The organism is Mycolicibacterium sp. Y3 (genome assembly GCF_051188035.1).
Lineage (GTDB): Bacteria > Actinomycetota > Actinomycetes > Mycobacteriales > Mycobacteriaceae > Mycobacterium > Mycobacterium fluoranthenivorans.
Map to the genome: position 1 here is coordinate 4,218,957 of NZ_JAVQLT010000001.1, position 20,559 is coordinate 4,239,515.

Sequence of the window (20,559 nt, forward strand, 5' to 3'; positions counted from 1 at the left end):
GGCGAGAAGGCAAACGGACCGTGAGATGGGTTTTGTTCGGCTTTAGCCTCATTGTCGGGCTTTCGCTGGCGTGGGGCTGCATCACCTTTACCCGGGGGCACTACCTGACTTCAGCGATCATCTTTGGCGTCATGGCCTTTCCGTCAGCCGTCGTCATCGCGTTGCTTCTCGTGTCGTTCGGCCACACAAGGCTGAACGTGACCAGTGACGCGACAGGATTCACCATCCGTCCCGATCGACGATCCACTGCGCTGTTCTTTGTCGGCATCGCTCTCTTCATTCCAGCTGGGATCCTCTTCGTAATCTTCACACCGACAGGCCAGGTGGACATCCCGATGTCGCGCGGTTGGCAGATCTTCTCCCCTATCGGAATGGGTTTCGGCGTAATAGCTGCCATCACGGGTGTGCTCAGCGCAGTGCGGCGCGGCGGCATCGGGTACCTGAAATTGACGCCGACCGGGATCGTGAACGCCAACATCGCTTTTACAACAACCCATAGTTGGGATGACATCGGTGGCGTAGCGGCTACTTCCAATAAGAGGCACACACGGAAGGCGTTGGTGCTGAAGCTTCGCGATGGCGGCGAGGATGTCATCGAGAGCGCCGACCTGTATACGCCCGGCGGGACGGCACTGTTCTGGATGATGCGCCACTACTGGCAGAACCCACACGACAGGGTCGAACTCGCCGACGGTCGGGCTCTTGAGCGACTCCGACAGCAATCATTCAACCTTGATTAGCCTGTGAGAGCCCGCCGATCGGACCGCAGATCATTCAGATCGTGCAACCTCGGGTGACGTGGTGAAAAGCCCACGATGGAGCGCGATCCCGGGTGCGTTGGCCGTAATCATCGCGATCCTGCTGGCCTTGCGCATCGACACCGTGATGCGTCGGTCAAAAGGCTGGCAAGGGAACGGGTGCATCGTCGCTGCCCTGATGGCATACGCCACCTGGGCATCCCACTGGCTCGATTCCGCGCGCATCGATGAGTTACTGGCAAGCACGAGCGGAGTCGCAGGCGAGTGACGACGTCCTCCCTATAGAGCCTGAAGCCGCGGTCACGGGTGGTCAGCGGCTGGCCGAGCCTAAACCGCCTACTCGACACGCACCAGAATCACGAGTAATATCGAACGTATGTTCGATCGATTGGTGGATCAAGGCACCCGCGAGGCAGCCTTGCGGGACCGCATCGCCGAGCTCGAACGACAGAAGTCGGCCGCGGCGGCCGAGCAGGCCCGCCTGAGCGTGGAGTGGGAGAAACTGCGCCGGACCGCCGAAGCCACGGCCGGCGTGCCCGTGTCCAAACGCGGTCGCGGCCTCGGCAGCGAGATCGCGCTCGCCCGCCGTGAGTCCCCGAACCAGGGATCCAAACTGCTCGGGTTGGCCAAGGCGTTGGTCCACGAGATGCCCCACACCTTGGCGCTGTTGACGGCGGGGCTGCTCTCGGAGTGGCGCGCCACTCTGATCGTGCGGGAATCGGCCTGCCTGACCGTCGAAGACCGCCGCCGGCTGGACAACGAACTGTGCGCCGACCCGAACGCCCTGGAGGGGTTCGGGGACGCTCGAATCACCGCCGAAGCCAAGAAGATCGCCTACCGACTCGACCCGCAGGCCGTGGTCGACCGCGCCGCCAAAGCCCCCAATGATCGGTACGTCTCCGTCCGTCCCGCGCCGGAGGGCATGACCTACGTGACGGCGTGTGTGCCGATGCCACAAGGCGTCGCCGTGTACGCCACCCTCGACAAGGCCGTCAAGACCAACGCCGATGACCGCACCCGCGGGCAGGTCATGGCCGACACCTTGGTCGAACGCGTCACCGGGCGGCCCGCCGAAGAACCCGTCCCTGTGACGGTGAATGTGGTGCTCTCCGACGACACCCTGGTCGACGGCGGCGACGACGCAGCCACCGTGGAGGGTTACGGACCGGTCCCGGCCGATGTGGCGCGCTCGCTGATCACCGACGGCCTCGACAACGACGGCGAGGTCGCCCTGCGTCGCCTGTACGCCAGCCCGGCCGGGGGCGCCCTGGTCGCCATGGAGTCGAAGTCGCGCACGTTCCCGAAAGCGTTGGCCCAGTTCATCCGGTTCCGCGACGACACGTGCCGCACCCCGTACTGCAACACCCCCATCCGGCACATCGACCACGCTCACCCAGCCCATCGGGACGGACCGACCACTGCCGTCAACGGGCAGGGCCTGTGCGAACGGTGCAATTACGTCAAAGAACAGTCCGGCTGGGCGGTCCGCGTGGTTCCCGGCGAATCCGGCCGGCATACCGCCGAATACACCACCCCCACCGGTGCGGTCTACCGGTCCACCGCGCCACCGATCGCCGGCGGTATGCGGGTACTCACCCGCGACATCCATATCGTCATGCCACGCAGGGCGGCATGACTCAGCGGGTCAGTACCGCCACGCACTCCACGTGATGCGTCAACGGAAACGCGTCGAACACCCGCAGCTGCTCCACGGTGTAGCCGTGCCGCAGGTACTCCCCCACATCGCGGGCGAATGATGCTGCCTCACAACCGATGTGGATCACCCGTGGCACCCCGGCGATCAGGTCGATGATCTCCCGGCCGGCACCAGTCCGGGGTGGGTCGAGCACCGCGACATCCGCGCTGTCACGCCGCCCGGTCAACGCCCGGCGCACGGAGTCGGTCACCACTGACACCCACGGCATATCGGCCAGCGCGGTCCGGGCCGCACGTGCCGAGCCGCGCGAGGTGTCGACCGTCAGCACCTGCCCGGTCTCACCCACTTCGGTCGCCAGCGCCGCCGCGAAAACCCCTGCGCCGCCATACAGATCCCACGCCGTCATGCCGGGCTCCAGCCGCGCGGCATCACGGATCAACGCGCTGTAGACCTCAGGCGCATCGCGATGCGCCTGCCAGAACGCCGTCACCGGCACATGCCACTCGCGGTCCCCGATCCGCTGCAGCGCCTCGTACTGTCCCTCGACCACCTGAGTCTGCTTGGCTGGTCCCGTCTGAACGATGTGGCGCACACCGTCGTCGTCGACCGCGATGTGCAGCTGCGCACCGGGTGGCCAGCGCGATCCGTCCACACCGTCCACCAGCCCCGGCGCAAGCTGACCGCAGTTCAGTTCGGGATACAGCTCGGTGCTGTGGTAGCGGTGAAACCCGGCGTGCCCGGATGCGGAGACGTCGAGACGGACCCGGGTGCGCCAACCGGTGGATCCCACCGCGCCGACCTGCTCGGCCGCCCCCGACCATTCGTAGCCGCCCAGGCGGCCCAACTGGTTGGCCACCACCTCACCCTTGATCCGGCGAGCGGCCGCCGGTGCGGCGAAGGCCAGGTCACAGCACCCCGCACCATCCACCCCGGCGATCGGGCACAGTTCCTCGACACGGTCGGGTGATGCTTCCAGCACCTCGACAACATCTGCGTGCCAATAGGATCCGCGTTCGGCACGGACCCGTACCCGGACGGTTTCACCGGGCAGCGCGTACCGCACGAACACCACTCGGCCGTCGTGGCGCGCCACGCAGCTACCACCGTTGGCCGCGGGCCCCGTGGTCAGGGTCAGCTCGGTTGTCGACTCGCTCAATCGAGGAACCCTCTGCGCGCGTCACCGGGCGCCGACTGCGGAGCCAGCTTCTTGAGCCGTTCCGACGAGCTCAGCTGCCACGGCACCGAGGTCACCATCACGTTGGGTTCGAACAACAGCCGGCCCTTCAGCCGCAGGGCGCTCTGGTTGTGCAGCACCTGCTCCCACCAATGCCCCACCACATATTCTGGGATGAACACCGTCACCACCGTCCGTGGCGACTCCTTGGTGACCCGCTTGACGTAATCGAGTACCGGCCTGGTGATTTCCCGGTAGGGCGACGCGATCACCTTCAGCGGGACGGTGACATCGCTGTCCTCCCATTCGTGCACCAGCTGCCGTGTCTCGGCGTCGTCCACGCTGACGGTGATGGCTTCCAGCACGTCCGGGCGGGTGGCTCGCGCGTATGCCAGTGCACGCCGGGTCGGCAGATGCAGCTTGGACACCAGCACGACGGCGTGGTTGCGGCTGGGCAGCACGATGTCGCCCTCGGACTCCTCCTGAGCCACCAGTTCACGGGCCACCGTGTCGTAGTGCTTGTGGATGAGCTTCATGATGACGAACAGCGAGGACATCGCCAGGATCGCGATCCAGGCGCCGGCAAGGAATTTCGTGATGACGACGATGACCAGAACGGTGCCCGTGCACACCAGACCGATGGCGTTGATCACCCGGGACCGCATCATGTGCCTGCGCACCGCCGAATCGGTCTCGATGCGCAGCAGTCTGGTCCAGTGCTTGACCATGCCGATCTGGCTGAGGGTGAACGAGACGAACACGCCGACGATGTAGAGCTGGATCAGCGCGGTCACTTCGGCGCGGAACGCGATGACGAAGGCGATGGCCGCGAACGCCAGGAACAGGATGCCGTTGGAGAACGCCAGCCGGTCACCGCGGGTGTGCAGCTGCCGCGGGAGATAGCGGTCCTGGGCCAGGATCGAGCCCAGCACCGGGAACCCGTTGAAGGCGGTATTGGCGGCCAGCACCAAGATCAGCGCCGTGACACCGGCGATGGCGTACAGGCCGATCGGGAAATCGTGGAACACGGCGTCGGCCAGCTGCGCCACCAACGTCTTCTGGTGATACCCCGACGGTGCCCCGATGAGCTGATCGGAGGTCTCGGCCATCTTCACGCCGGTCTCCTTGGCCAGCACGATGATGCCGAGGAACAGCGTCGTGGCGATGCCGCCGAGCAGCAGCAGCGTGGTCGCCGCGTTGCGCGACTTGGGTTTCTGGAATGCGGGCACGCCGTTGCTGATGGCCTCCACGCCGGTCAGCGCCGCACATCCCGAGGAGAACGCGCGGGCCACCAGGAACACCATCGCCAGCCCGAGCACGTCGCCGTGCTCGGAGTGCACATCGAAACCGGCCGACTCGGCGCGCAGTTCATGGCCCAACACGAAGATCTGGATGAACCCCCAGGCCAGCATGAGATACATGCCGATCATGAACGCGTAGGTGGGAATGGCGAAGGCGGTACCGGATTCGCGGATACCGCGCAGGTTGAGCGAGGCCAATATCAAGATGGCGGCCACCGCGAACAGCACCTTGTGCTGGGCGATGAACGGCACCGCCGACCCGATGTTCGACATCGCCGAGGCCATCGACACCGCCACCGTGAGCACGTAGTCGACCAGCAGCGCGCTGGCCACCGTCAGGCCCGCGGTGCCGCCCAGGTTGGTGGTGACCACCTCGTAGTCACCACCGCCGGACGGGTAGGCATGCACGTTCTGCCGGTAACTGGCGATCACGACCAGCATCACGGCGGCGACGGCCAACCCGATCCACGGCGCCATGGTGTAAGCGCTCAGCCCGGCCACTGACAGCACCAGGAAGATCTCCTCAGGTGCGTAAGCGACCGACGACAGCGCATCGGAGGCGAACACGGGCAGCGCGATCCGCTTCGGCAGTAGCGTGTGCGCGAGCTTGTCGCTACGGAACGGCCTTCCGAGGACCAGCCGTCGCGCGGCGGTCGAGAGCTTGGACACGAGTGCCAAGACTAAGCCCACCGGCGATTGGCTGTAGCGTTCCGGGTGCGCAGGGTTGAATGGACTGTGGATGAAACGCTGTTCCTGGCAGACGGCCGAGAGGACCCAGGGTGCGGGTAGTGGTGATGGGATGCGGCCGAGTGGGCGCATCGTTGGCCGACGGGTTGTCCCGGATCGGCCATGAGGTAGCTGTGATCGACCGTGACAGCACGGCCTTCAACCGGCTCAGCCCCGAGTTCACCGGGGAGCGCGTGCTCGGAATGGGTTTCGACCGGGACGTGCTGCTGCGAGCCGGTATCGAGGAGGCCGGCGCGTTCGCCGCGGTGTCCTCGGGCGACAACTCCAACATCATCTCGGCGCGGGTGGCCAGGGAGACGTTCCGGGTGGAGCGCGTGGTGGCCCGCATCTACGACGCCAAGCGCGCCGCGGTCTACGAGCGCCTCGGCATCCCCACGGTGGCGACCGTGCCGTGGACCACCGACCGGCTGCTCAACGTGCTGACCCGCGAAACCGAGACCACCAAGTGGCGCGACCCGTCCGGCAACGTCGGCGTGGCAGAACTGCCGCTGCACGAGGAGTGGGCGGGCCGGCCGATCACCGCGCTGGAGACCGCCACCGGCGGCCGGGTCGCCTTCCTGCTCCGCCTGGGGACGGGACTGCTCCCGGACGCCAAGACCGTCATCCAGGCCGGCGACCACGTGTTCTTGGCCGCGATCTCCGGCCATATCGCCGAAGCCATGGCGATCTCCGCACTGCCGCCGAGCGAGGACGAGAACTGATGAAGGTAGCCATCGCCGGTGCCGGCGCCGTCGGCCGCTCCATCGCCCGCGAGCTCGTCGAGAGCCACGACGTCACCCTGCTGGAACGTGATCCTCAACACATCGACGTCGACGCCATCCCCGCCGCGCAGTGGCGGCTCGGCGACGCCTGCGAACTGAGCCTGCTGGAATCGGTGAAGCTCGAGGAGTTCGACGTGGTGATCGCCGCGACCGGCGACGACAAGGCCAACGTCGTGCTCAGCCTGCTGGCCAAGACCGAGTTCGCGGTACCGCGGGTGGTGGCCCGGGTCAACGACCCCCGCAACGAGTGGCTGTTCGACGACAACTGGGGCGTCGACGTCGCGGTGTCCACGCCGCGGATGCTCGCCTCACTGGTCGAAGAGGCGGTCGCCGTGGGTGATCTGGTGCGGCTGATGAGTTTCCGCACGGGACAGGCGAATCTGGTCGAGATCACCCTGCCCGACGACACCCCGTGGGGCGGCAAGGCCGTCAAACGCCTCCAGTTGCCGCGTGACGCCTCGCTGGTGACGATTCTGCGCGGGTCGCGGGTGATCGTCCCGGAGAGCGACGAACCGCTTGAGGGCGGCGATGAGCTGATCTTCGTGGCGGTCGCCGAAGTCGAGACCGAGTTGCGCGAACTGCTGCTGCGCCCCGAGCGGGCTTAGCTTTCCGCCGACTCGCTCAGTGCGGCGTGATGCGCGTGCACGGCACGCTGGGCGAACCGGATGGCGAAGTAGGTGACCACCGCGGCGACTCCCGTCAGCGGCCATCCCATCGCGATGCGGGCCACGCCGAGCCAGCCGGTCTGATCCGAGTCGTACAGGTGGTGCTGCACCACGAAGCGTGACGCGAACACCGCCACCCACACCAGGGTGGCGATGTCGAAAGCGAGTACGGCGCGGCGCACTTCGCGCCAACCCCGCCCGTGGTCGTTGATCCAGCCCCACACGTAACCGACGATGGGCCGCCGGATCAGCACCGACAGGGCGAACACCGCGGCCCACACCAGCGAAGACCAGATTCCCAGCAGGAAATAGCCTTTCGAGGCGCCCACCAGGTAGGCGATCAGCGCGCTGATTCCGACGCCCATGAAACCGGACACCGCGGGCTGCAGCGATTCCCGACGGACAAGCCGCCAGATGAGAACGAGGGCCGCCACGCCGAGTGCGGCGAAGATGGCGGGCATGAGGCCCGCTGTGGTCGATACCGGGACGAAGACGACCACCGGCAGCGACGAGTAGATCAGGCCGCTGATGCCGCCCATTTGGTCGAGAACCGCGCGTGCGTTGTTCTGTTCTGTCCCCTGTTCGGGGTGGGTCACTTCTGAATCTCGTAGTGCGGGTTATAGATCGCCTTGGCGCCGTTCTCCAGCGTGCCGAGGCGGCCGTGCACCCGCAGGGTGAGGCCGGATTCGATACCGGGGATACGGCGCTGCCCCAGCCAGACCAGCATCACCGAATCGGTGCCGTCGAAAAGTTCGGCGCGGACACCGCTGCCACAACCCTTCGCGTTGGTCTCGACACAACGCAGGGTGCCGACCATCGTGACTTCTTGACCGCGACGACAGTCGATTGCGCGCTGCGCGCCGGTGCTCGCCGCCTCGCCACTGAGCTCTTCGACGTCGAGCTGCTCCGGGTCTTCTGTGAGCCGCCGAGTGAGCCGGCGCAGATACCCTTCGGCCGTAGCCATGGCCTCTCCCTTGCCGTAAATCCGTCGTGGATTTACTTCCTGACTGTCGCCACGGTAGACCTCTTGGGTCCGAATCGCCACGTCGCGTCGGGCGCGTCGCACCGATGGGTGCACCATCATGTGGTGGCAGTGAATTTGCGCGGGGTGACGACGGTCCTGCTGGCCGGTACCGGGTCCGACGACGACTATGTGTACCGGGCGTTTTCGGGTGCATTGCACGAGGTCGGCGCAGTGCTGGTGACCCCGCCGCCGCAACCCGAACAGCTCATCGCGGGATACCTGGCCGCGTTGGACGAGGCGGTGCGTGGTGACGAACGCAACATTATCGCCGTCGGTGGCGTGTCGATCGGTGCAGCCGTCGCGACGTCCTGGGCCCTCGCCCATCCGGCACACACGGTCGCGGTGCTCGCCGCCCTGCCGGCGTGGACCGGACCGCCCGACAACGCGCCGGCGGCGTTGTCGGCCCGGCACACCGCGCAACTGCTGCGCACCGACGGGCTAGCCGCAACGGTGGCCACGATGCGCGCCTCCAGCCCCTCCTGGCTGGCCGAGGAACTCACCCGGTCCTGGCTGGCGCAGTGGCCGGCACTGCCCGATGCGATGGATGCGGCGGCCGGGCATGTCTCGCCCACCAGCGCGGAACTGGCCACCTTGACGGTCCCGATGGGCGTGGCCGCGGCGACCGACGATCCCATCCACCCGGTCGACGTGGCCCTGGAGTGGGTGGCCGCGGCACCGCACGCCGCGCTGCGCACGGTCACCCTGCACGAGATGGGCACCGACCCGGGCGTACTGGGCGCGGCGTGTGTCGGCGCCCTCCTGGATCTCTAGCCGCCGGTGATGGTGCTGCGCAGCTGCTGCATCGCCGACATCGCGGTGCGCCGGGCATCCGGCGCCGGCTCTGCCGGTTCCCCGGCCTGAGCCTGCGCCTGTGCCTGGGCCGCGCGCAGCTGTTCGGCCATCGGGTCCGGCAGCTGCACGGTCAGCGGGGTGCGCACCGGCAGCGGCGTGTCGCCGCGCCGAACCACGGTATCCGCCAACGCTTCCCGGGCCTCGACCGCAAGCGCGTCGATGGTCTCGGGTGAGCCGTTGACCACGCACCGGATCATCCACCGGTAGCCGTCGATGCCGATGAAGCGCACCACGCCGGTGCCCTGACCTTGTGGAGCCGCGGTGACGCCGACGACCTCACGGCCCCAGCGTCCGTCCTCGATCCGCACCTTCGCGCCGTCCTTGCGCAGCGAATCGGCCAGCTCGCCGGCGACCTCACGCCAGAGCCCGGCCGACTTCGGCGCCGCGTACGCCGCGATGGTGAACCGGCCGCTGGGGGTGACCACCCACACCGAGCTGGGTACCCCCTGCTCGGTCAGCTCGACCTGTACCTGCCCGGCCTCGGGCATCGGGATCAGCACGGAGCCGAGGTCCAGGCGGGCCACCGTGGCCGCCTCGGGATCGTCGAAGTCCTCGATATCGAACGGGCCCTCGAAGTCGTCTTGGGAATCTTCGTCGTTATCTGCCATCACAAACTCGCATGTCCGCCGGAGGAACCGTGGCCACCAGCGCCACGGGAAGTGTCAGCCAGCCCGGCCTCGTCGAATGACGACACCTCGACCAGCTCGGGAAGTTCGACCCGTTGCACCAGCAGTTGGGCGATGCGGTCACCGCGCTTGATCGCTATCGGCTGGTCCGGGTCGAGATTGATCAGCGCCACCTTGATCTCGCCACGGTACCCGGCGTCGACGGTGCCGGGACTGTTCACGATCGAAAGCCCCACGCGCGTAGCCAAACCCGAACGCGGATGCACCAACCCGACCATCCCGTGCGGAATGGCGACGGCGATCCCGGTCGGCACGAGGGCGCGGTGGCCGGGTGCCAGATCCACGTCGACAGCGCTGAACAGGTCCACGCCTGCGTCGCCGTCGTGGGCCCGGCTGGGCATCGGTAGCTCGCGGTCCAGACGCACGACCGCCAAAGTGGCTGACACGACGGCTTACTCTACAACCGCGGCGATTACTCTTGGGCACGTGTCGGACACGCGCGCAGCCACCCAATCGGTCCGTTATCGGGAACGGCTTCGGGTGCCGTGGTGGTTCTGGCCGCCGGCCCTGGGCCTGGCGGCCCTGATCGCGACCGAGGTCAACATGGGCGTCGCCGCCCTCCCCGACTGGGTGCCGTTCGCGGTCCTGCTGCCGGTGGCCGCCGCCACGCTGCTCTGGATGAGCCGCTGGGAGGTCCGGGTCGTCGACGGCGCCGACGGCCGGGCCGAAGCCGAATTGTGGGCCGGACAGGCGCACTTGCCGGTGGGTGTCATCTCCCGGTCGGCGGAGGTGCCGAAGTCGGCGAAATCGGCGGCCCTTGGTCGCCAGCTCGACCCCGCCGCCTACGTCCTACACCGGGCCTGGGTAGGGCCCATGGTTCTGGTCGTCCTGGATGATCCGGACGACCCCACCCCGTACTGGTTGGTGAGCTGCCGGCACCCGGACCGGGTGCTGGCAGCCCTTCGCTCGTAGTTCAGGCCGCGCAATCGGTGCAGATCATCACGCCGTTCTTCTCGCTCGCGAGTCGGCTGCGGTGATGCACCAGAAAACAGCTCGAGCACGTGAACTCGTCGGCCTGCTTCGGCACGACACGCACCGACAACTCTTCACCCGACAGATCCGCGCCGGGCAGTTCGAACGATTCCGCGGACTCGGATTCATCGACGTCAACGACCGCCGATTGAGCCTCGTTACGCCGCGCTTTGAGCTCCTCAAGCGAATCCTCGGACACGTCATCGGTCTCTGAACGCCGCGGAGCGTCGTAGTCGGTAGCCATCTCATCCCCTCCGTTACCTTGCAGCAGAGCTTTGTACCAGCGTCGAACGCCTACACCAAATGATTCGTGCCCCGAATCCCCTCAGAACGGGTGTGATTTATATCACATACCAAATCCCCAGGTAGGGGACGGTGCCGGTATGTGCCCTTAAGGTGCAGGGGTGGTCGCTCTCATCACCGACGGCACGGCGTTCGACAAACACGGTCGCCCGTTCCGCAAACGGAACCATATTCCCGTCCTGTGTCTGTTCCTGGCGCTGGCAATAGCGACCGGCGTGGTGTGGGTGATCGCCCTGAACCGGCCGACCGCTGTCCACGAAGCCGTCGTCTGCAACGCTCCCCCGGCGGCCACCGACCCGAATCAGCCGAAACTCGGCCAGCAGGTGTCGCGCGAGACCATGACCGAGGTGGTGCCGGCCAAGCTCGCCGACACCAAGACCAAGGTGCTCAACGCCAGCGGCCAGGGCGGTCAGGCCGCCGAGGTGTCCAGCGCCCTGCGTGATCTGGGCTTCGCCCAGCCGACCGCGTCCAACGACCCCATCTACGCCGGCACCCGGCTGGAGTGCCAGGGCCAGATCCGGTTCGGCCCGGCCGGCCGCGCGGCCGCCGCGGCGGTCTGGCTGGTGGCGCCGTGCACGGAGCTGTTCCAGGACCAGCGCACCGACGACTCCGTCGACCTGGCGATCGGCACCGAGTTCGGCGAGTTGAGCCACAACGACGATATCGACGCGATGCTGGCCAGCTTGCGCCCGGACGCCACCCAGCCGCCCGATCCGGCGCTGCTGCGCACCATCCACGGCGCCGCCTGCTGACCTAGCGGGCGCCCAGGATCCGCAGTGCGTCGCCGAGCGCGGCGGCCACCCCAGGGGCGGCCGCGCACAGCAGGTCCGGGTCAGGCAAGTCGACGACGGCACCGGCTTCGGTCGCGATGAGCACCCCGGCCGCCCAGTCCCAGACGTGCACGTCGTCCTCGTAGTAGGCGTCCAACTGGCCGGCCGCCACCATGCACAGATCCAGCGCACACGAGCCGATCCTGCGGATGTCACGTACATCCGGCAGCAACCCGGCAAGCACCTGCGCCTGCCGGGCCCTCCGCTGCGATTCGTAGGAGAAACCGGTACCGACCAGCGCGAGCGACAGGTCGTCGATAGCGTTGCAGCGCAACGCCGTTGACCGACCGTGGCGTGTCACGGTGGCGCCGTGCCCGAGTGCTGCCGAGTACAGCTCTCCGGTCGCCACATTGGCGACCGCGCCCGCGACGGACCGGCCGTCGACCTGGACCCCGACCGACACGGCGTAATCGGCGATCCCGTAGACGAAGTTCACCGTGCCGTCGATGGGGTCGATCACCCAGACCGGACGGCCCGGTTCGACGTCCGTGGACCCGCCCTCCTCCTCACCGAGGATCTGATCGCCCGGCCGCAGCACCGCGAGCCGGTCGCGGATCAGCCGTTCGGTCTCGGTATCCACCACGGTGACCGGATCGGTCGGCGTGCTCTTGGTACGGACCGGACCGTCGGGGCCGGGGGCGCCGGCGTCGTCGCCGAACACCTCATCGCGGCGGCGCACCACGAAAGCAGCGGCCTCGGTGGCCAATTGCTCGGCCACGGCGCGCAAAGTCAGCGGATCACAGTTGTTGGTTTCCACTCGACCATCGCAACACAGCACGTCTCGGGGCACTAATGTGTGTGGCGCGTCGCACCTGCCGGACCTTGTACGAGGAGCGTTCTATGACCGCCACCGAACCGCCCGCCGCCGAAGCCGGTAGCAGCACCCCCCGCCGCGGATTCGGCGTCGACGTGGGCGGCAGCGGGATCAAGGGCGGCATCGTCGACCTCGACACCGGCGCCCTCATCGGCGATCGGGTGAAGGTCCTGACCCCGCAGCCCTCCACCCCGGAGGCCGTCGCCAAGACGGTGGCCGCCGTGGTCCGCGAATTCGGCTGGACCGGCCCGCTCGGTGTCACCTACCCGGGTGTGGTGACCGACGGGATCGTGCGCACCGCGGCCAACGTGGACAAGGGCTGGATCGGCGCCAACGCCGCCGAGATCATCGGCAACGAGTTGGGCGGGCAGGTCGTGACGGTGCTCAACGACGCCGACGCGGCCGGAATCGCCGAGGCCCGGTTCGGCGCCGGCAAGGACAAAACCGGGGTGATCGTGCTGCTGACCTTCGGGACCGGGATCGGTTCGGCGGTGATTCACAACGGCGTGCTGCTGCCCAACACCGAGTTCGGCCACCTGGAAGTCGGCGGCAAGGAGGCCGAGCACCGGGCCGCGTCCTCGGTGAAGGAACGCAAGGAATGGAGCTACGAGCGCTGGACCGAAGAGGTCACCAAGGTGCTGGTGGCCATCGAGAATGCGATCTGGCCGGACCTGTTCATCGCAGGTGGAGGCATCAGCCGCAAGGCCGACAAGTGGATCCCGCTGCTGAAGAACCGCACCCCGGTGGTGGCCGCGACCCTGCTCAACGAGGCCGGCATCGTCGGTGCCGCGCTGGCCGCCGACACGGCGCACGGCACCGCCTGACGCGACGCGCGCGAGACGGCCAATTTGCCGCACGGCACAGCCGTATCTCACACTGTCGTTACAATGGTCAACGGCGGCCGCCTACCGAAATAGCGGCGGGTTTCCGAGCAGAGATCATCGCCGATATTCGACACAGCCGACGCTTTCCGGTGACGCATGCGTGCGCGCCGGAATCCGCAAGACCGAAAGGGTGTACGTGGCAGCGACAAAAGCAAGCCCGGCAACCGACGAGCCGGTGAAGCGCACCGCCGCCAAGACTCCTGCCAAAAAGGCTCCCGCCAAGGCCGCAGCTGCCAAGGCCCCCGCGAAACGCGCAACCAAGGCTCCCGCCAAGAAGGCCGCAGCCAAGGCTGCGGGTGCACCCGACCCCGATACCGACGTCGTAGACCTCGCCGAGGATCTGGAGACCGACGATCTCGAGGCGGAGCCGGGCGACGATCTCGAGGTCGAGGAGGTCGAGATCGACGACGACCTCGACACCGACGACGCGGACGAGAGCACCGACGGCGACGAGGACGGTGAAGACGCCGAGGTCGACGGCGAGGTCGAGATCGTCGCGGTGGTCGTGCCGGGCGCCAAGCCGGCTGCGAAGGCCGCCGACGAGGAGCATCCGGAACCGACGGAGAAGGACAAGGCCTCCGGTGACTTCGTCTGGGACGAGGAGGAATCCGAGGCCCTGCGCCAGGCCCGCAAGGACGCCGAACTCACGGCATCGGCCGACTCGGTCCGCGCGTACCTGAAGCAGATCGGCAAGGTCGCGCTGCTCAACGCCGAGGAAGAGGTCGAGCTCGCCAAGCGTATCGAGGCCGGCCTGTACTGCACCCAGTTGATGGTCGAGTTCGCCGAGAAGGGCGAGAAGCTCACCACCGCGCAGCGCCGCGACTACCAGTGGATCTGCCGCGACGGTGACCGCGCCAAGAACCACCTGCTGGAGGCCAACCTGCGTCTGGTGGTGTCGCTGGCCAAGCGCTACACCGGCCGCGGTATGGCATTCCTGGACCTGATCCAGGAAGGCAACCTGGGTCTGATCCGCGCGGTCGAGAAGTTCGACTACACCAAGGGCTACAAGTTCTCCACGTACGCCACCTGGTGGATCCGCCAGGCCATCACCCGCGCGATGGCCGACCAGGCCCGCACCATCCGTATCCCGGTGCACATGGTCGAGGTCATCAACAAGCTCGGCCGCATCCAGCGTGAGCTGCTGCAGGACCTGGGTCGCGAACCCACGCCCGAAGAGCTGGCCAAGGAAATGGACATCACGCCGGAGAAGGTGCTGGAGATCCAGCAGTACGCGCGTGAGCCGATCTCCCTGGACCAGACCATCGGCGACGAGGGCGATTCGCAGCTCGGTGACTTCATCGAGGACTCCGAAGCCGTGGTGGCGGTGGACGCGGTGTCGTTCACTCTGCTGCAGGATCAGCTGCAGTCGGTTCTCGAGACGCTCTCGGAGCGCGAAGCCGGTGTGGTGCGGCTGCGGTTCGGCCTGACCGACGGTCAGCCGCGGACCCTCGACGAGATCGGGCAGGTGTACGGGGTGACCCGCGAGCGCATCCGCCAGATCGAGTCCAAGACCATGTCGAAGCTGCGGCACCCGAGCCGCTCGCAGGTGCTGCGGGACTACCTGGACTAGGTTCGCGAGAACGACGACATGGTCGCCACCCATCTGGGGTGGCGGCCATTCGCCGTTCTAGTGGGCCGCGTGCTGTTTGGACCCGTAGACGCGCTCCATCATCGCGGTATCGGTATGTACCACCACCCGGATCGTCTTCCCGTTGCGAATGGTGAAAACTTCGGCGTCGCGCGCCTTTTCACCTGCGGCGGCGACCTCGGTGAGCGCCACCACCGTGTCTCCGTCGGCGAGCAGTTTGTTCATCGTCACCGTCGGGCTCTTCTCGCCCAGCCTGGCCAGGTACTGACCCAGTTCACCCTTGCCGTGGTAGGTGCCGCTGATCGTGCTGTTGCCGGGCTGCACCCACTCGATGTTGTCGTCGAACAACGCCATCACGGTGTCCATGTCGCCGCTGGCGAAGGCCTGGTAGCCCCGTGTGACGAGTTCGATGTTGTCCTGTTCCTCTGACATTGCCGTTCCTTCCGCCGATCCGATATTCGGCTGTGACGGGCTGAGCCGCTCAGGGAAGTCACGCGAAGTCGGCTCTCGGATCAGTCAGACCCTTCACGCGCCATATCGAATGTAAGCCTCCCGTCGCTCGATGTACACGCAAACATTCGCCGGTCGCCGCGGGGCTAACCGGCCTTCGCCGCACACCGTTTGCCGGCCACCGTCGGTCTAGACGTCGAAGATCGTCTGGCCCGCGCTGGAACCCGTGTAGGAGATGTAAATCGGCCCCAGCGCGAACGGCGCCGTACCGGAGTTCATATAGGTATCCGACGTGACGGTCGGACGGTTCCCGGACGTCGTCGTGTACGAGTACAGCAACGTCGTGCCGTCGCTCGTGTAGACCTTGATGACCGTGCCGACGGGCACGCTCGACCCTCCCCCGACCAACGACGACGGGATGGTGCCGTAGACGCCGCCGGAATCGATCACCGTGAACACCTGCGTGACGACCCCCGTGCCGACCTGCACCTCCAGCGTCGTCCAGGGTGCCCCACTGAGCGTCACCAGAGCCGAGCGCGGGTTGGGCCCGAATTCCAGCAGACCGTCCTGCTCGTCGATCAGCACGCCGTAGTTCAGGTCACCGGGTAGCGCGGAGATCACCGAACTGGGACCCGGCCCATACGAATTCGGCCCGATCCCCAGGATGCCGACCACCCCGTCGCGGGCGGCGAACGAGGCGAACGCCGACTGCGAGGCCGCACTGACGATATCGACCGAGGTGGGCCCGGAGACAATCCCGTTGCCGAAATCCACTGTGGTCGTGTAGGTGTCGAAGGTGTAACTCAGTCCACCGGAGTATCCGCTGGCTCCTGATCCCGTCGAGGTACCCAGGTCCTGTTGTGTCCCCACGTACTTGGAGGTGATCACCAGACCCACCGATCCGGTGTCGACCAGCACCGGCACGCTCGGCCCACCGTTGACCGAGATGTGGATCACCGGCTCGGTGCCGTAGACCATCTTCAGCGCGACGGACGCGTTGACCTCACCCGAGACCGGCACGGTGACCGTCTGGGCGGTCGTCGCCAGGCCGTTGGTGGCCACCACGGTGAAGGTGTCGGTGCTGCCACTGGTCAATGCGGCGGCCAGGCGGGCGGCGACGGTCGGGGTGTAGGTGAACGCACCGGTCGACGTCACCTTCACCGTGCCGTCGGCCGGCGCGGTGATCACCTTGTACGTCAACGTCTTTCCGGACGGGTCGGTATAGGAGACGGTGCCGGTGACCGCACCGGTGGTGGTTCTGGGCGTGCCGACCGTGATGGTTCCCGCGACCGGTGTGTCGACACCGTTGGTGACGGAGAGGGTGGCACCGGAGCCGCTGAGCAGCGTGTCCACCGCGACACCGAGTCCGGTGGTGACGGCCAGCCTGTTGGTGGCCGCGTTGATCACCGACACCGAGTCGGCGCCGGTGTTGGTGACATACAGCGCGCTGCCGTCGGCACTGATCGCCAGCCCGACCGGTTCACTGCCCACCCTGATGGTCTTGGTGACGATCCTGGTCGCGGTGTTGATCACCGTCACCGTGCCCGAACCCGCGTTGGCGACATAGAGCCTGCTGCCGTTGAGCCGCAGCGCCAGCCCCGAGGGCGTGCTGCCCACCCTGATGGTCTTGATGACGGTGTCGGTGGCCGTGTTGATCACCGACACCGTGCCCGAACCCGCATTGGCGACATAGACGGTGGCACCGTCGGCACTGACTGCGATGGCGCCGGGATTCTTTCCGACCGTGATGGTTCCGGTGACGGCGTTGCTCGCGATATCGGTGACCGACACCGTGCCCGCGCTCGCGTTCGCGACGTAGGCGGTCTTACCGTCGGGGCTGAGCGTGCCGGTCCGTACGAACGGGGTACCACCCGTGCCGGTGCTGTCGGTGACCCCGAGCACGGCGGGGGCGACCGTCACGGTGACGGTCTCGGTGGTCGAGGTGATCGAATTCGCGGCGCTCACGGTGAATTTGTCGGTGACCGGTGTGGTCGAGACTCCCGCGGCCAGGCGGGCGACCGTGTTCGGGGTGTAGGTGAATTCACCGGTGGCCGCATCCAGGGTGATCGTGCCCTTGGTGGTCGCTGTGGTGACCGCGTAGGTCAGCGGCAGCTGTGTGTAGGGCTCGGTGAATTCGACTGCGCCGGTGACGGTTCCGGTCGAGTCTGCCGAGCCGACACTCGGCGTGCCCGCGACCGGCTTATCCCCCAACGGGGACACCGACACCGTGACGGTCTTGGTGACCGTGGCGCCGTGGCCGTCGTCGACCGCGACGGTGAAGGTGTCGTGCGTGGCGGCGGTGCTGGCACCCTTGGCCGCGGCGGCCAGGCGCGCGTCGGTGGTCGGGGTGTAGGTGTACGCCCCGGAACTCACGTCCAGCGTGAGGGTGCCTTTTGCGGTGGCAGCGGTCACGCTGTAGACGACGGTGTCCTTCTCGGCGTCGGTGGCCTTGATCGTGCCGGTCACCACTCCGGTCGCCGAGTTCGGACTGCCCACGGTGGTCGAGACTTTCGGCGCACTGTCCGTCGGGGCAACGGTCACGTCGACGGCGCTGGTGACGGTGCCGCCGTGGCCGTCGGACACGGTGATCGTCACGGTGTCGGACTTGTCGGCGTCGGTGGCGGTATCGGAGGCCGCTGCGTGCCGGGCGGCGGCGGTCGGGGTGTAGGTGAACGCGCCCGTGCCGGTGTTGATGCTGACGTTGCCTTTGGCCGCGGTGGCCGCATAGGTCAGCTTGTCGTTGTCGGCGTCGGTGGCGGCGACTGTGCCGGTCACGACACCGGTGGCGGCGTTCGGTGCACTCGCGGTCGGGACGGTGCTGATGACCGGGGCCGTATCGGCCGGGGTGACCGTCACCGTCACCTTGGTCGCCACCGTGCCACCGTGGCCGTCGGCCACGGTGACGGTGAAGGTGTCGGTCTTCACCGAGGACGACGCTCCGGTGGCTGCCGCGGCGTGCTGGGCTGCCGCGGTCGGGGTGTAGGTGAACGCACCCGTCGACGAGAAGGCGATGCTGCCTTTCGTCGGTGTCGCGCTGTAGGTCAACGTGTCACCGTCGGCATCGGTGGCGGTGACCGCGCCGGCCACCTGTGTCGCGGCGAGCACCGGCGCGGTGTTGAGCGGCGCGACCTTCACGGTCACCGTCTGGGTTGCGGTGCCGCCGTTGCCGTCCGACGCGTCGACGGTGAAGGTGTCGGAGGTCGCCGTCGTCGCACCGATGGCCGCGGCCGCGTGCCGGGCAGCGGTGGTCGGGGTGTAGGTGAAGGTCCCGGTGGACGAGTTGAGCACCACGGTGCCGCCCGCGATGCTCTGCGCGGCGGCGGTATAGGTCACCGTGTCCTTGTCGGCGTCGGTGGCGACGACCTTCCCGGTCACCACCCCGGTGCTGCTGTTGGGCGTGCCCACCGTCGCCGTGCCGAACACCGGATCGGCATTGGCGGTCGCCACGGCCAGCGCGCTGAAGGTCGCGGTGGCCGCGACCGGTGTGACGACGGTGTCCTCGGTCGCCCCGACCTGGCGGCGAGCGGCAGCGGCGAGCACCCATACCGCGGGCGACTCCGCCGGCGTACCGCGGCCCGACCCGCTCACCGTCCACGGCGCCGTCAAGGCGCGCACCACGGCGCGGAACGTCTGGGTCAGCCCCGGGACGACGTGTGGCGTCACCGAATTCACCCGCACCGCGGCCACTTCCGCGGGCGCGGCGGCCGGAACCGGGCGCGCCGGTGTGAGCGCGTCCTGCTCGGCGGCGGCCTCGCCATGCCGGGCGGGTGGTGCCGAAGGGGTATCCGCCGCGGCGGTGGACCCTGTCGACGTCTTCGGAGTCGCCGCGCCAGCAGACGGATTGCCGGAGTACGCGGAATGGTGCGGCTTCCTCGGCACGCTCAGGGTGGGCAGGTGCCACACATGAACGGAGGTGGGCCGGCTCGTTTCGGTGGCACCGGACGTCGCCGGCGTGGTCGAAGCGGCCGACGTGGCTGACGTGGCTGGCGATGACGTGGCCGACGAGGAACTCGTGTCATCGGCGCGCGCGACGACCGGGCCGGCGGCCAGTGCCGCACCCACCCCCAACGTCACGGCCCCGGCGCCGAGCCAGGCAAAGGGTTCCCGGCGCCCGCCGGATCGTTGACGCGGGGACCGGTGCCGTGCTCGACGCGCCATGGATCCTCTACTCGGTAGAACGAATTGGGAGGACCCAAATCGACGGTGCTGACGCTGAATTATCAGAGATCGGTGGCGTCGGCGGGTAGCCCATCCGTACCGACTCCCAGCAAACTGACAGGAGCGGTGCCGCGTCAGTGTCTACGTGGCCGCAATTTGTATGAGGCGGGCCACGACTCGCGGGACTCGTCCCCGGTCAGTGGCACACCCTGGGAACCCAGCTTCACGTCGTAGGCCTCCATCTCGGCGCCCGCCTCACGATCGGCCTTCTCCCTGGCCAGGTAGTACAGCTGATCGATCTCCAATTCCTTGAATGCCACGAACGTGGTCTTGCGCACGGTGTGCGGGCTGGTCGCCTCGGCGATCAGCTGTTCTGTCAGGGCACGCGAGGCCACCACGGCGCCACCGAACACGACGAACGGCACCACCCAGGAGCAGAGGTAGGACAACGGTGTCCCGGCGTCCAGGATGCCGGCGGTGCCTGACACGATCGGCGGGACGGCCGCCGACACCGTCATGGCGGCGAAGGCACCGACCCAGATCCAGGTGATCCTGGTGGTGATCGGCCCGAACAGATCGCTCTTGCGCACATCGGGCGCCTGATCGGCCTCGGCGAGTTCCCGCACGAACGGTCGGCCGGCCAGCAGCCCGGCAAGCGCCACGACCAGGATGGCGGCGGTACTCAGCGGCTGGATCCAGCGCTCCAGAAATACCTCGTCCAGGGTGAACGTCAGCACCGCCAGAACCACGAACGTCGCGAGGGCACCGACCTCGAGGGTGCGCCAGGCGACTCCCCTGATCCAGCTCACCGTCGACGACGCCACCGCGACCGCGAGTGCGGCCAGTGCGGCGACCCCGAACGGGACATTCCCGACCAGAACCCAGTAGACGATCCACGGCGCGAAACCCGACAGTATGGCCACGGTGGGTCAGTT

The 20,559-nt window shown here is 67.5% G+C and carries 22 protein-coding genes; 11 read left to right on the plus strand and 11 right to left on the minus strand.

Features of this window, described 5'->3' with window-relative positions; genetic code table 11:
• Positions 1 to 20 precede the first annotated feature (20 nt).
• From QN239_RS20560 to QN239_RS20570, 3 genes are all read left to right on the plus strand, one after another.
• Positions 21 to 740, plus strand: a complete 720-nt coding sequence (locus QN239_RS20560) for a hypothetical protein (protein WP_499013087.1) — start codon at positions 21 to 23, stop codon at positions 738 to 740.
• A 97-nt stretch (positions 741 to 837) separates the two neighbouring features.
• Positions 838 to 1,026 carry a hypothetical protein gene (locus QN239_RS20565; RefSeq protein ID WP_499013088.1) on the plus strand — a complete coding sequence of 63 codons (189 nt, stop codon included), beginning with the start codon at positions 838 to 840 and terminating at the stop codon, positions 1,024 to 1,026.
• 108 nt (positions 1,027 to 1,134) lie between these two features.
• Positions 1,135 to 2,394 carry an HNH endonuclease gene (locus tag QN239_RS20570; protein ID WP_499013089.1) on the plus strand — a complete coding sequence of 420 codons (1,260 nt, stop codon included), beginning with the start codon at positions 1,135 to 1,137 and terminating at the stop codon, positions 2,392 to 2,394.
• Between the two features lies 1 nt (position 2,395).
• Here QN239_RS20570 and QN239_RS20575 read toward each other — a convergent pair whose 3' ends face one another.
• Together QN239_RS20575 and QN239_RS20580 are read right to left on the minus strand one after the other, a co-directional pair.
• A complete protein-coding gene (locus QN239_RS20575; RefSeq protein ID WP_499013091.1) occupies positions 2,396 to 3,571 on the minus strand; it encodes a class I SAM-dependent RNA methyltransferase in 1,176 nt (391 codons plus the stop codon).
• Complete coding sequence (locus QN239_RS20580; RefSeq protein ID WP_499013092.1) at positions 3,568 to 5,559, minus strand: APC family permease; 1,992 nt, start codon at positions 5,557 to 5,559, stop codon at positions 3,568 to 3,570. The genes QN239_RS20575 and QN239_RS20580 overlap by 4 nt, the downstream gene beginning before the upstream one ends.
• A gap of 110 nt (positions 5,560 to 5,669) precedes the next feature.
• On the opposite strand from QN239_RS20580, the gene QN239_RS20585 reads away from it, so the two are divergent.
• Together QN239_RS20585 and QN239_RS20590 are read left to right on the plus strand one after the other, a co-directional pair.
• Complete coding sequence (locus tag QN239_RS20585; protein WP_090356464.1) at positions 5,670 to 6,338, plus strand: potassium channel family protein; 669 nt, start codon at positions 5,670 to 5,672, stop codon at positions 6,336 to 6,338.
• On the plus strand, positions 6,338 to 7,003 hold the full coding sequence (locus QN239_RS20590; RefSeq protein WP_090356466.1) for a potassium channel family protein: 666 nt from the start codon (positions 6,338 to 6,340) through the stop codon (positions 7,001 to 7,003). The genes QN239_RS20585 and QN239_RS20590 overlap by 1 nt, the downstream gene beginning before the upstream one ends.
• Here the strand turns inward: QN239_RS20590 and QN239_RS20595 are convergent.
• The gene (locus QN239_RS20595) at positions 7,000 to 7,602 is read right to left on the minus strand and encodes a DUF3159 domain-containing protein (RefSeq protein ID WP_499016887.1); all 603 of its coding nucleotides are present in this window, start codon (positions 7,600 to 7,602) and stop codon (positions 7,000 to 7,002) included. The two genes, QN239_RS20590 and QN239_RS20595, sit on opposite strands and share 4 nt — an antisense overlap.
• A 53-nt stretch (positions 7,603 to 7,655) precedes the next feature.
• Positions 7,656 to 8,027 carry an OB-fold nucleic acid binding domain-containing protein gene (locus tag QN239_RS20600; RefSeq protein ID WP_499013094.1) on the minus strand — a complete coding sequence of 124 codons (372 nt, stop codon included), beginning with the start codon at positions 8,025 to 8,027 and terminating at the stop codon, positions 7,656 to 7,658.
• A 123-nt stretch (positions 8,028 to 8,150) separates the two neighbouring features.
• Here QN239_RS20600 and QN239_RS20605 point away from each other — a divergent pair, with 123 nt between their 5' ends.
• Positions 8,151 to 8,858, plus strand: a complete 708-nt coding sequence (locus tag QN239_RS20605; protein ID WP_499013095.1) for an alpha/beta hydrolase — start codon at positions 8,151 to 8,153, stop codon at positions 8,856 to 8,858.
• Here QN239_RS20605 and QN239_RS20610 read toward each other — a convergent pair.
• Entirely contained in the window at positions 8,855 to 9,547 is a 693-nt protein-coding gene (locus QN239_RS20610) for a DUF3710 domain-containing protein (RefSeq protein WP_499013097.1), read from the minus strand. The two genes, QN239_RS20605 and QN239_RS20610, sit on opposite strands and share 4 nt — an antisense overlap.
• Positions 9,547 to 10,011, minus strand: coding sequence for a dUTP diphosphatase (dut, locus tag QN239_RS20615; protein WP_090356474.1), 465 nt, complete (start codon positions 10,009 to 10,011; stop codon positions 9,547 to 9,549). The genes QN239_RS20610 and dut overlap by 1 nt, the downstream gene beginning before the upstream one ends.
• A gap of 40 nt (positions 10,012 to 10,051) precedes the next feature.
• Here dut and QN239_RS20620 point away from each other — a divergent pair, with 40 nt between their 5' ends.
• Positions 10,052 to 10,537, plus strand: coding sequence for a DUF3093 domain-containing protein (locus tag QN239_RS20620; RefSeq protein WP_090356476.1), 486 nt, complete (start codon positions 10,052 to 10,054; stop codon positions 10,535 to 10,537).
• Between the two features lies 1 nt (position 10,538).
• On the opposite strand, the gene QN239_RS20625 is transcribed toward QN239_RS20620, so the two are convergent.
• A complete protein-coding gene (locus QN239_RS20625) occupies positions 10,539 to 10,841 on the minus strand; it encodes a DUF4193 domain-containing protein (RefSeq protein ID WP_090356478.1) in 303 nt (100 codons plus the stop codon).
• Between the two features lie 160 nt (positions 10,842 to 11,001).
• Between QN239_RS20625 and cei the strand changes: the two genes are divergently transcribed.
• Complete coding sequence (gene cei, locus QN239_RS20630; RefSeq protein WP_499013099.1) at positions 11,002 to 11,652, plus strand: envelope integrity protein Cei; 651 nt, start codon at positions 11,002 to 11,004, stop codon at positions 11,650 to 11,652.
• 1 nt (position 11,653) lies between these two features.
• Here cei and QN239_RS20635 read toward each other — a convergent pair whose 3' ends face one another.
• Positions 11,654 to 12,487: an inositol monophosphatase family protein gene (locus QN239_RS20635; RefSeq protein WP_499013101.1), complete on the minus strand. Its 834-nt coding sequence runs from the start codon at positions 12,485 to 12,487 to the stop codon at positions 11,654 to 11,656.
• Between the two features lie 83 nt (positions 12,488 to 12,570).
• On the opposite strand from QN239_RS20635, the gene ppgK reads away from it, so the two are divergent.
• Both ppgK and QN239_RS20645 read left to right on the plus strand, forming a co-directional pair.
• Positions 12,571 to 13,368 carry a polyphosphate--glucose phosphotransferase gene (gene ppgK, locus QN239_RS20640; protein WP_499013103.1) on the plus strand — a complete coding sequence of 266 codons (798 nt, stop codon included), beginning with the start codon at positions 12,571 to 12,573 and terminating at the stop codon, positions 13,366 to 13,368.
• A gap of 196 nt (positions 13,369 to 13,564) precedes the next feature.
• Entirely contained in the window at positions 13,565 to 14,998 is a 1,434-nt protein-coding gene (locus tag QN239_RS20645; protein ID WP_499016889.1) for an RNA polymerase sigma factor, read from the plus strand.
• 57 nt (positions 14,999 to 15,055) lie between these two features.
• On the opposite strand, the gene QN239_RS20650 is transcribed toward QN239_RS20645, so the two are convergent.
• Together QN239_RS20650 and QN239_RS20655 are read right to left on the minus strand one after the other, a co-directional pair.
• A complete protein-coding gene (locus tag QN239_RS20650; protein WP_499013104.1) occupies positions 15,056 to 15,448 on the minus strand; it encodes a nuclear transport factor 2 family protein in 393 nt (130 codons plus the stop codon).
• Between the two features lie 207 nt (positions 15,449 to 15,655).
• Positions 15,656 to 19,345, minus strand: coding sequence for a PecA family PE domain-processing aspartic protease (locus QN239_RS20655; RefSeq protein WP_499013106.1), 3,690 nt, complete (start codon positions 19,343 to 19,345; stop codon positions 15,656 to 15,658).
• Between the two features lie 34 nt (positions 19,346 to 19,379).
• Here QN239_RS20655 and QN239_RS20660 point away from each other — a divergent pair, with 34 nt between their 5' ends.
• Entirely contained in the window at positions 19,380 to 19,592 is a 213-nt protein-coding gene (locus tag QN239_RS20660; RefSeq protein WP_499013107.1) for a hypothetical protein, read from the plus strand.
• Between the two features lie 166 nt (positions 19,593 to 19,758).
• Here QN239_RS20660 and QN239_RS20665 read toward each other — a convergent pair whose 3' ends face one another.
• Positions 19,759 to 20,547: a hypothetical protein gene (locus tag QN239_RS20665; RefSeq protein ID WP_499013109.1), complete on the minus strand. Its 789-nt coding sequence runs from the start codon at positions 20,545 to 20,547 to the stop codon at positions 19,759 to 19,761.
• Positions 20,548 to 20,559 lie beyond the last annotated feature (12 nt).